Raw genomic sequence first — 10,004 nt, 5'->3', positions numbered from 1 at the left:
GTTGATAGGCCAGATGTGGAAGCCCGGTAACGGGTGGAGCTGACTGGTACTAATAGGCCGAGGGCTTGTCCTCAGTTGCTCGCGTCCACTGTGTTAGTTCTGAAATAACGAACGGCCGTGTTTTCATCCGGTGTTGGTTAATTTCATAGTGTTTCGGTGGTCATTGCGTTAGGGAAACGCCCGGTTACATTCCGAACCCGGAAGCTAAGCCTTTCAGCGCCGATGGTACTGCAGGGGGGACCCTGTGGGAGAGTAGGACGCCGCCGAACAATTATTCCGGGAAAGCCCCGTGCCCTTGTGGCACGGGGCTTTTCTGCGTTCTGAGCGTCTAGGGTCGAACCATGCGCTACGAACTGGTCATCTTCGACAACGACGGCGTGCTCGTCGACAGTGAGCCGATCTCCAACACCGTCCTGGCCGGCTACCTCACCGAGCTCGGCCACCCCACCTCGTACGAGGAGTCCCTCCGCGACTACATGGGGGCCGCGATCCACCGGGTCCACGACCTCGTGGAGGAGCGGACCGGCGAGAAGCTGCCCGCGGACTTCGACGAGGAGCTCCACCGGCGCACCCTGACCGCGTTCCAGCAGGAGCAACTGGCCGCGGTGGAGGGAGTCGACGAGCTCCTGGGCTCGCTCGTCGCCGACGGGGTCGCGTACTGCGTCGCCTCGTCCGGAAGCCACCAGAAGATCGCGGCCGGGCACCGGAACACCGGGCTCGACCAGTGGTTCGAGGAGGAGTGGATCTTCAGCTCCGAGGACGTCGGGCAGGGCAAGCCGGCCCCGGACCTGTTCCTCCACGCAGCCGAACGGATGGGTGTCGCCCCCGAGCGGTGTGTCGTGATCGAGGACAGCCCGCTGGGCGTCGAGGCGGCCCGCGCCGCAGGGATGGACGTGTACGGCTTCACCTCGATGATGCCGGCGGACCGGCTCAGCGGTGTCGCGGGGCATTTCTCCGACATGAGGCAGCTTCCCGAACTGCTCGCCTGATCCATCTACCCAGCGGTAGATCCGGGCTCTACGCTCGCGGCCATGACGGATGCGCGGTTGCGGTACGGCAGAGCCTCGCTCGCTCTGAGCTTCCTGGTGCAAGGGGTGACCTTTGCGCTGCTCGTGACGCGCATCCCCGCCATTCAGGACCGGTACGGGATATCCGACGGGCTGCTGCCCGTCTTCCTGGCCGCGGTGCCTGTCCTGGCGGGGGTCGCCAGCGTGGCCACCGAGAAGGTGGTCGCGCGGGTACGGCCCGGGATCGTGCTCAGGTGGGCGCAGCCCGTCGTGCTGCTGGCCCTGCTCGGTGTGGGTGCCGGCAGTGAGCTCTGGCAGGTGGCCCTCGCGCTCGGCTTCTTCGGACTGGCGGTCGGGGCCCTGGACGCCTCGATGAACATGATGGGCGTCAGCCTCCAGCGGGCGTACGGGCGCAGCATCATGCTCGGGTTCCACGCCGCGTACAGCCTTGGAGGCATCGCCGGGGCGTCGATGGCATGGGCGGGGGCGCACTGGGACCTGTCGCTGCTGGTGTCCTATCTGCCGGCGGTGGTCGTCCTGCTGCCCGCGGCTCTGATCGGGAGCCGGTGGTACGCGGAGGGAAAGGCAGGCGGGGACGTGGTGGCGGCCGAGCCCGGTCAGGGTGCGTCGGTGCCGTTCAGGCTGCTGCTGCCGCTCTGCCTGGTGATGGCGTTCGCGTACATCGGGGACTCGACGGTCTCCAACTGGAGCGCGAAGTACCTGCAGGACGTGCTGGGCAGCTCGGAGCAGTTGGCGACGGTTCCGTACAACGTCTACATGGTGACGACGTTGCTGGGGCGGGCGGTCGGCGACCTCGGGGTGCGGCGGTTCGGGGCGGTGGCCGTGGTGCGGGGCGGGAGCGTGCTGGCGGCCGTGGGGTTCGCGGTGGTGGCGGTGGCGCCGGGGGCCTGGTGGGGGATGCTCGGCTTCACGCTGCTGGGGCTGGGCCTGTGTGTGATCGTGCCGCAGACCTTCGCGGCCGCGGGGCGGATGTTCCCCGGGGCCAGCGATGTGGCCGTGGCGCGGCTGAACGTCTTCAACTATGTGGGTTTCCTCGTGGGGTCGCCGCTGGTGGGGGCGCTCGGGGACGCGTGGAGCTACCGCGGCGCGATGCTCGTGCCCATGGTGCTGGTCCTGGCGACGCTCGTGTACGCCCGGTCGTTCGGCGCGGAACCCGCCCGATACGGTGGCGGGCATGAGCGGGCGCGCGCAGCTGATGTGGGATGAGGCAGTAACGGGATACGACTTCGGGTCCAGTCACCCCATGGATCCGGTCAGACTCGCTCTGACGATGGGCCTGGTGCGGGCGTTCGGGCTGGACGGGTCGGTGGATGTCCGGTCGGCCAAGTCCGCGGGGGACTCCACTCTGCGGCTCGTGCACCGCGAGGACTACGTGGCGGCCGTCCGGGCGGCGTCCGTGGATCCGGGCGCGGCCGACCAGGCGTACGGGATCGGGACGGTCGACGATCCCGCCTTCGCGGGGATGCACGAGGCGTCCGCGCTCATCGCCGGGCTCTCGGTGGGGGCCGCGGAGGCGGTGTGGCGCGGGGAGAGCCGGCATGCCGTGAATTTCACGGGCGGGCTGCACCACGCGATGCCCGGGGCCGCCTCGGGTTTCTGCGTGTACAACGACCCGGCTCTCGCCATCGCCCGGCTGCTGGAGCTCGGTGCGGAGCGGGTGGCGTACGTCGATGTGGACGTGCACCACGGGGACGGGGTGCAGGCGGCGTTCTGGGAGGACCCCAGGGTGCTGACCGTGTCGCTGCACGAGCATCCGCGCACGCTGTTCCCGCAGACCGGCTGGCCGGAGGAGACCGGTGCGGGGGCGGGTGAGGGCGGTGCGGTGAATGTGGCGCTGCCGGCGGGTACGGGCGACGCCGGGTGGCTGCGGGCGTTCCACGCGGTGGTGCCGGAGCTTCTGGAGGACTTCCGGCCTCAGGTGCTGGTGACCCAGCACGGGGCCGATACGCATTTCGAGGACCCGCTGGCGCATCTCGCGGTGTCGCTGGACGCCCAGCGGGCTGTCATGACGGCCTGTCATGATCTGGCCCACGCCTACGCCGAGGACGGGCGTTGGGTGGCGCTGGGCGGGGGCGGTTACGCGGTGGTGGATGTGGTGCCGCGGTCCTGGACCCATCTCGTGGGGATCGCCGCACATGCGCCGGTGGACCCGGAGTCGGTGATTCCGGCGTCGTGGCGGGACGAGGTCTATGCCCGTACACGGCAGTTGGGCCCGGCCCGGATGACCGACGGCCGTACGCCGTCGTGGAAGCCGTGGGAGGACGGGTACGACCCCGCGGACCGGCTGGACCAGGCGGTGCTGGCGACCCGGAGGTCGGCGTTCCCGCTGCGGGGGCTGCTGGCCTGAGCAGGGTCGCGCCAACGCCTGAGCAGGGTTACGCCAACGGTGGGGCGGTATCCGGGTTCCGGCCCCGGGATGCTTTCGGTGCGGGAGCATCGGGAGGGTGTTGAGCACCGGAGCGCTGCGCGCTCATCTGCTGGCGGCCCGGCTCGCCGGGCCCGTGGCCACGCCGCGGGAGACCAGCCTGCGGAGTTATCGGCTTTTCGCGGCGAGGGACCCTCGTGTGCTGCTCGGACTCGATCCGGACCGTTCCTGGGGGGAGCGTGACCTGCTGCGGCTGATGGCCGACAAGTGCGGGGTATCGGACGATCCTGATCATGTGTCGGGTCCGGATGTGATCGATCCGGAGCGGACGCTGGCCGCTCTGGACGCGTTCGCGCAGCGCCTCGCCGGGGCTGCGGAGAGACGGGCTCCGGTGCTGTTCGGCACGGGGCATCCGCATCGGCTGCTCGGGTTCTACGCCGGTCTGGCAGACGCCTTGTCGGCGGCCGGGTGCGCGGTGCTCACCCCCGCGCAGGGCCGATGTGTCGACATAACGACCCGGTTCGGCGTACGTACGTACAACCTTGACTACGTACAAGGTGTCGCGCTGGTGCGCGAACCGGGCGTGCGGGTCCCCGGGAGTGCGACCGGCGCACACACCCACTCGCCGCTGCCGGTTCGGGCGGTGCTGGAGGAGGCGGTGAAGGCCCGGGGGGTGCTGCCAGAGCTGGTCGTCGGGGACCACGGCTGGGTCTGCGGGGCAGGTCAGCTGGGCATCGAGGCCATCGGGCTGGCGGATACGGACGACCCCGCGCTGTTCGTGGGTGAGGCGGAGGGGCGGGTGTCCGTCGCCGTTCCGCTTGATGACGGCGTGCGGGAGGACTACTACCGGCCTCTTACTCGGTATGTGCTCAATCAGGCCTGTCTGTCACAGTAGGCGGCCGATCGTCTCACCTCTTCCCCACTCGCATCACCCGCCCCTAATCTGGGGAGTGAGCGCACAACGACGAAGAGTCACCGGAGGGGAAGCCGGTGCGCGTCTCGTGCGGAAGGTACAGGTGGGTCATGGCTGCTGACAGTGAGAGGCCTCTCAACGAGGTCAAGTTTCTGACCGTGGCGGAAGTCGCCTCGGTCATGAGGGTGTCGAAGATGACCGTGTACCGCTTGGTGCACAGCGGTCATCTGCCGGCGATCAGGGTGGGAAGGTCTTTCCGGGTCCCGGAGCAAGCGGTTCACGAGTATCTTCGCGAGTCCTTCGTGGGGGTGGAGTCGGCCTGACGTTGCCCTCGGATTACGTCCCTCACCCGGTGGCGGGTAGGCTAGGCCGACGTAGGTCGTGTGGGCCCAGACGCCCCGCACCAGTGAAGAGAAGTGAGCGAGGGTAGTCGTGGGCTCTGTTATCAAGAAGCGGCGTAAGCGGATGGCCAAGAAGAAGCACCGCAAGCTGCTCAAGCGCACGCGCGTTCAGCGTCGCAACAAGAAGTAAGCGAACGCAGTTCGTGAGTCCGAGGCCCTTTCGCCGTCCTGGCGGGAGGGCCTCGGTGCATTCCCGGGCCGGCGCCCCGGGCCGGTGTTCCGGGCTCCGGAGTGGTGCGGCGGATCCAGTGGTATTCGCGCCATCGGTTCGGTAAAGCCCGCCTGGGGTCATCACAGGGCAACATCCACCGACTACGGTGACGGCCAGGGGAAGACCCCGCTCGGTGAACGATCGACGGAAGGCGCTGATCTTGGGGAAGATCGTGCTCGTCACAGGTGCGGCCCGGCAGCTGGGAGGCCGTTTCGTGCGGCGTATCCAGCGCGACCCCGGCGTGGACCGGGTGATCGCCGTGGACGCGGTCTCGCCCGGGCACCAGCTGGGCGACGCGGAATTCGTCCTGGCGGACATCCGGCAGTCGGCCATCGCCAGGGTCCTCGCCGAGCATTCGGTCGACACGGTCGTCCATCTGGACGTCTCGGCGAAGGCGCTCGGCGCGGGCGGCCGGACGACGGTCAAGGAGACCAACGTCATCGGCACGATGCAGCTGCTCGGCGCCTGCCAGAAGTCCCCGTCGGTCCAGCGGCTCGTGGTCAAGTCCAGCACGAACGTGTACGGCTCCGCGCCCCGTGACCCCGCGGTCTTCACCGAGACGACGTCGCCCAAGTCCCTGCCCAGCGGTGGCTTCGCCAAGGACGCGGTGGAGGTCGAGGGATACGTCCGCGGCTTCGCGCGCCGCAGGCCGGACGTGGCCGTTTGCGTGCTGAGGTTCGCGAACATCCTGGGCCCCGAGCCGGACTCGCCGCTCGCCGACTATCTGACGCTGCCGGTCCTGCCCACGGTCCTCGGTTACGACCCCCGGCTGCAGTTCGTCCACGAGGACGACGTCGTCGACGTGCTGGAGATCGCCGCCCGTGAACCACGGCGCGGCACGCTGAACAGTGGCACCTTCAACATCGCGGGCGACGGTGTGCTGCTGCTCTCGCAGTGCTCGCGCAGACTGGGACGGCCGACCGTGCCGGTGCTGCTGCCGGCCGTCACCTGGGTGGGAACGGCGCTCCGTACGATCGGCATGACGGACTTCTCGCCGGAGCAGATCCGGCTGCTCACCCACGGCAGGGTGGTCTCGACCGTACAGATGCGCGAGACGCTGGGATTCAGTCCCGAGTTCACAACGGCCGAGACCTTCGCGGAGTTCGCGCGGAGCCGGGGACCGGGGCTGCTGCCTCCCGAGAGGGTGGGCAGGGCGGTCGGGAGGCTGGCCGAGCTGCCGCTCCCCGGGCTGCCGGCAGGCAGTACACATTCGACGCACGGCGCCAGGTAGAGGAGCGCGACCGACGATGGCGGACGCCAAGGTCATTCCCTTCGACGACGACCGTTCGCGCTCCGGCGCGGGGCGGCGCAGAGGCGTGCTGCCGGGCGGCGGCCGGGTCCAGACGCCGTCGTCGTCCGGTCCTGCGCCCGTGAGCGCCCTGCCGGGCGGCCAGGTGCCGGAAGGGGCCGCTGAGACCGCAGGTACCGCCTCCCAGGACGGCAGGGAGGGTCCCGGGAGCGGATGGGACCAGCGGATCGCGGGCGGGCTCGCGTTTCTGCGGCGCCGGCTCACGGGTGATTACGACGTCGACGAGTTCGGCTACGACAAGGAGCTGACCGACCAGGTCCTCATGTCGATGCTGAGGCCGCTCGCTGACAAGTACTTCCGGGTCGAGGTGAAGGGCATCGAGAACATCCCGTCCGACGGCGGGGCGCTCATCGTTGCCAACCACTCCGGGACGCTGCCGCTGGACGGACTGATGCTCCAGGTCGCGGTGCACGACAACCACCCGGCCGAGCGGCATCTGAGGCTGCTGGCGGCCGATCTCGTCTTCATGCTCCCGGTGGTCAACGAGCTTGCGAGGAAGGCCGGGCACACCCTTGCGTGCGCGGAGGACGCGGAGCGGCTGCTGCAGGGCGGTGAGGTCGTCGGGGTGATGCCGGAGGGCTTCAAGGGCATCGGGAAGCCGTTCAGCGAGCGCTACAAGCTGCAGCGCTTCGGGCGGGGCGGGTTCGTTTCGACGGCGCTGCGGGCCGGGGTGCCGATCGTGCCGTGCTCGATCGTGGGGGCGGAGGAGATCTACCCGATGATCGGCAACTCGAAGACGCTGGCGCGCGTCCTGGGGGTCCCGTACTTCCCGATCACGCCGACGTTTCCGTGGCTGGGACCACTGGGTGCGCTGCCGTTGCCGACGAAGTGGACGATCCAGTTCGGGGAGCCGATTCCCACGGACGGGTATCCGCCGGAGGCGGCGGAGGACCCGATGCTGATGTTCAACCTGACGGACCAGGTGCGGGAGCAGATCCAGCACACGCTCTACAAGCTGCTGGTGCAGCGCCGGTCGGTCTTCTTCTGACGGAACGACCCGCGGCACGAGGACCTGCGGTACGAGGACCTGCGGCACGAGGACCCGCGGCACGAGGACCTGCGGTACGAGGACCTGCGGCACGGGAAGAGGGGCGGTCCGGTCGGGACCGCCCCTCTCCTCGTGCGGTTGCCCCTACGGTTCGACGTCCTCGCTGTCGATGCCCAGGCCGGGCAACAGGCCCGGGAGCAGCGGCGGCAGGGTGACGTCCGGTGAGGGGGATGTGCCGGATGTGCCGCCCGGTGACGACGGGGTGGTGCCGTCCGTCGGGAGGTCTTCCAACAGGCCGTCCGTGCCGCCGTCGAGCAGCCCGTCCGCCGAGCTGCTGCCGGAGCCGGAGGGCTCCGGAGCGGTGCTGGTGGACGCGCTGTCGTCCGGCGCCGCGGAGGAGGAGGGAGTCCTGCGGTCCGGGGTCGCGGAACCCCGGTCCTCCTGCGTGGAGTCGGCAGGCGGCGCGCCCCCTTCACTGCCCGGTGTGCGGGGCAGCAGCGATTTCAGCGGTGCGACTTCCTGGTCCATGGCCTCGAAGACGGAGCTGACCCTGTCGCGGACGTCGGTCAGCTGGACGGGCAGCCGGTCGCGGAGGCTGCTCCAGCTCGCGCGGTGCGAGCGGGAGAAGGAGTCCAGTGTCTGGATGGGGCCGATGGAGCCGTCGCGCTCGTAGGCGGTGTGGAGCAGGCGGTGGCCCTCGGTGGCGTCGTGCGTCATGCCGTCGAGTGCGCGCCTGACCTCGCCGATCGATTCGTGGTCCATCTCGCCCGAGCGGCCCCGCTCCATCAGCCGGCGGGCTTCGCTGAGACGGGTCGACGCCTGGTCGAGGTAGGCCTCGCCCCGGTCGGCGTCGTTGTCGGCCATGCCGCGGCTGATGTCCTCCATGCCCCGCTTGAGCGGGTAGAGGGAGTCACCCGGCAGGGCGTCGGAACTGGCAGCGGCCACTCCGCCGAACGCTCCCGCGGCCACACCGACCGTGAGCCCGCCCGCGGTGAGGCCCTTCGCCCAGCGGGAGCGGGGACGTAGCCTCCGGATCGGGGAGGCCCGGTGGGCTCCCTTGCTCCGTTGTTCGGGCACGGTAGGGCCCGTGGACGCACCGCCTTCGGCGAACATGGTCTCCATGGCCGCGACGAGCTGGGCTCGCTGCACCACTTTGACTTCGGGATCGAATTCCGGCTCCGGTAGCTCACCGAGGCCGTTCGCCAGGGCCAACAGCGTTCCGTGGTCGGCCGGTTCGGCCGGGTCCTCGGGCTGTACGGCCGCCGCACCCTGGGGGGACTGCTCCTCCAGGGCCTGGGCGAAGGCGTTCGCCCGCCGGTGTGCCGAAACGTTTGCGATCACTGGCGGCACCTCCTCTCGTCATGACGGTCGACTCCCCTGAGGGTCCGGAAGGTTGCCCACCGGAGACGTTTCCACACGATCGAGCGAGTGGAAACGGTCAGGTGTGGCGACAGGGGGCCTGCATCCGGCACAACGAGTGGCGCGGCAGATGGGTTACGGACTGAGGATGATCCGATCGGTGTGTCACGAGCACGTCACGGATGGTGACGTCAGCGGGCGTCGTCCGGGAGGAGTCGTGCGAGTGTTCGCACTGCTCGGTACTGCAAGGTTTTGATCGCGCCCTCGTTCTTCCCCATGACCCGGGCGGTCTCGGCGACCGAGAGACCCTGCAGGAATCGCAGGGTCACGCACTCCTGCTGCTGCGGGTTGAGCCGGCGTACGGCTTGCAGCAGTGCGGCGTTGGAGAGGGATTCCAGTACGGAGTCCTCCGGGCTCCGCGCGACCTCGTTGGCGTCGAGCATTTCGCCGGTGGTCACTTCCAGTCGGAAACGACTGGATTTGAAGTGGTCGGCGACCAGGTTCCGGGCGATCGTGACCAGCCAGGCGCCGAAATCGCGGCCCTGCCAGGTGAAGGTGGAGATGCGGCGCAGTGCGCGCAGGAACGTCTCGCTGGTGAGGTCCTCCGCTGTCGCCTTGCCTCCCACGCGGTAGTAGATGTACCGGTACACGGTGTCGCTGTACTGGTCGTACAGGCGGCCGAAGGCCTCGGCCTCACCGGCCTGCGCGCGCTCGACGAGATCCATCATGCGCGCGCTGTCGCTGTCGGCTGCCGGACGGCGGGCGGGAGCCGATGACGCAGCAGCGGCGGCGCCGCGGTTGCTGCGTCTTCCGACGGCCGCGCTGCGTTCGGCCAAGGCGTAGCAAGGGCCGGCAGGTACAGGGGTGGCAAATTGGGGGACGGCGTACGCGGTGGGGACGAAACCGCGCAAGCGGTCGATGACCGTTGCGCGGAGCGTAGCCAGGCCCGAGGTGTCAACCCCGACGTGTGGGTACACGGGACTCCCAGAGGCAGAGCTTCCATCACGTGCAGTTCGAAAACCATCACTCGTGGTAGCGGGTGGCGGGCTCCTTGTGCGTCTGAGGAGAATAACGCTTCGTACAGGCGGTGCTACACCCAGTTGCTCAAATCACCGGTTACGTCGCTTCCGTAACCTCTAAGTGACGGTTCAAGTGGCACATCGTGACCAGTTATTGATCGAATAGCTTCGGGATCTGCCTGCGGCGGCGACGGGTTGTGGTCGCCGGGAGGTAACGCGACTGGCCGGAGCGATGGGTGTCCCTGCCCGTTGTTCCGCTCTCGATTGGGTGTACGTCTCCGGGCGTGGGTTCTGGGACCCCCAGGAGGGCGCGATCGAGCTCGTGCCGGAATCGGGCGACCCCGTGGACCTGCGCGAACTCGCCGACGCCGACCTGCGCCGCGCCGTCGCCGTCGTCGGCCAGGACACCCC

10 protein-coding genes and 2 rRNA genes are annotated in these 10,004 nt (G+C 69.1%); 10 read left to right on the top strand and 2 right to left on the bottom strand.

Annotation, left to right across the window (positions count from 1 at the left end; all coding sequences use genetic code 11):
• The 10 genes from ACFWFI_RS36515 to ACFWFI_RS36470 all read left to right on the top strand — a co-directional run.
• A 23S ribosomal RNA gene (locus tag ACFWFI_RS36515) occupies window positions 1-73 on the top strand; the annotation flags it as partial.
• Between the two features lie 79 nt (window positions 74-152).
• Window positions 153-269: ribosomal RNA gene (gene rrf, locus ACFWFI_RS36510) — 5S ribosomal RNA — on the top strand.
• A gap of 72 nt (window positions 270-341) precedes the next feature.
• Window positions 342-989, top strand: a complete 648-nt coding sequence (locus ACFWFI_RS36505; RefSeq protein WP_387398960.1) for an HAD family hydrolase — start codon at window positions 342-344, stop codon at window positions 987-989.
• A gap of 42 nt (window positions 990-1,031) precedes the next feature.
• Window positions 1,032-2,234: an MFS transporter gene (locus ACFWFI_RS36500; protein WP_387398958.1), complete on the top strand. Its 1,203-nt coding sequence runs from the start codon at window positions 1,032-1,034 to the stop codon at window positions 2,232-2,234.
• A complete protein-coding gene (locus tag ACFWFI_RS36495) occupies window positions 2,203-3,375 on the top strand; it encodes an acetoin utilization protein AcuC (RefSeq protein WP_387398956.1) in 1,173 nt (390 codons plus the stop codon). Before ACFWFI_RS36500 ends, ACFWFI_RS36495 begins: the two co-directional genes overlap by 32 nt.
• 97 nt (window positions 3,376-3,472) lie before the next feature.
• Window positions 3,473-4,288 (top strand): phosphatase, encoded by an 816-nt coding sequence (locus tag ACFWFI_RS36490; RefSeq protein WP_387398954.1) that lies wholly within the window; start codon window positions 3,473-3,475, stop codon window positions 4,286-4,288.
• A gap of 128 nt (window positions 4,289-4,416) precedes the next feature.
• On the top strand, window positions 4,417-4,629 hold the full coding sequence (locus ACFWFI_RS36485; RefSeq protein ID WP_158070919.1) for a helix-turn-helix domain-containing protein: 213 nt from the start codon (window positions 4,417-4,419) through the stop codon (window positions 4,627-4,629).
• Window positions 4,630-4,738: 109 nt separating this feature from the next.
• Window positions 4,739-4,837 carry a 30S ribosomal protein bS22 gene (locus ACFWFI_RS36480; protein ID WP_003948845.1) on the top strand — a complete coding sequence of 33 codons (99 nt, stop codon included), beginning with the start codon at window positions 4,739-4,741 and terminating at the stop codon, window positions 4,835-4,837.
• 241 nt (window positions 4,838-5,078) lie between these two features.
• Window positions 5,079-6,149: an NAD-dependent epimerase/dehydratase family protein gene (locus ACFWFI_RS36475; protein ID WP_387398962.1), complete on the top strand. Its 1,071-nt coding sequence runs from the start codon at window positions 5,079-5,081 to the stop codon at window positions 6,147-6,149.
• A gap of 16 nt (window positions 6,150-6,165) precedes the next feature.
• A complete protein-coding gene (locus ACFWFI_RS36470) occupies window positions 6,166-7,215 on the top strand; it encodes a lysophospholipid acyltransferase family protein (RefSeq protein ID WP_387398951.1) in 1,050 nt (349 codons plus the stop codon).
• A 144-nt stretch (window positions 7,216-7,359) separates the two neighbouring features.
• Here the strand turns inward: ACFWFI_RS36470 and ACFWFI_RS36465 are convergent, their stop codons facing one another.
• The gene (locus ACFWFI_RS36465; RefSeq protein WP_387398949.1) at window positions 7,360-8,556 is read right to left on the bottom strand and encodes a DUF5667 domain-containing protein; all 1,197 of its coding nucleotides are present in this window, start codon (window positions 8,554-8,556) and stop codon (window positions 7,360-7,362) included.
• 209 nt (window positions 8,557-8,765) lie between these two features.
• Entirely contained in the window at window positions 8,766-9,551 is a 786-nt protein-coding gene (locus ACFWFI_RS36460) for an ECF subfamily RNA polymerase sigma factor, BldN family (protein WP_387398947.1), read from the bottom strand.
• Window positions 9,552-10,004 lie beyond the last annotated feature (453 nt).

This window comes from Streptomyces sp. NPDC060209 (assembly GCF_042728155.1).
Classification (GTDB): domain Bacteria; phylum Actinomycetota; class Actinomycetes; order Streptomycetales; family Streptomycetaceae; genus Streptomyces.
The sequence above is the reverse complement of the archived record's forward strand: the minus strand, read 5'-3'. Positions and strand labels throughout refer to the sequence as shown.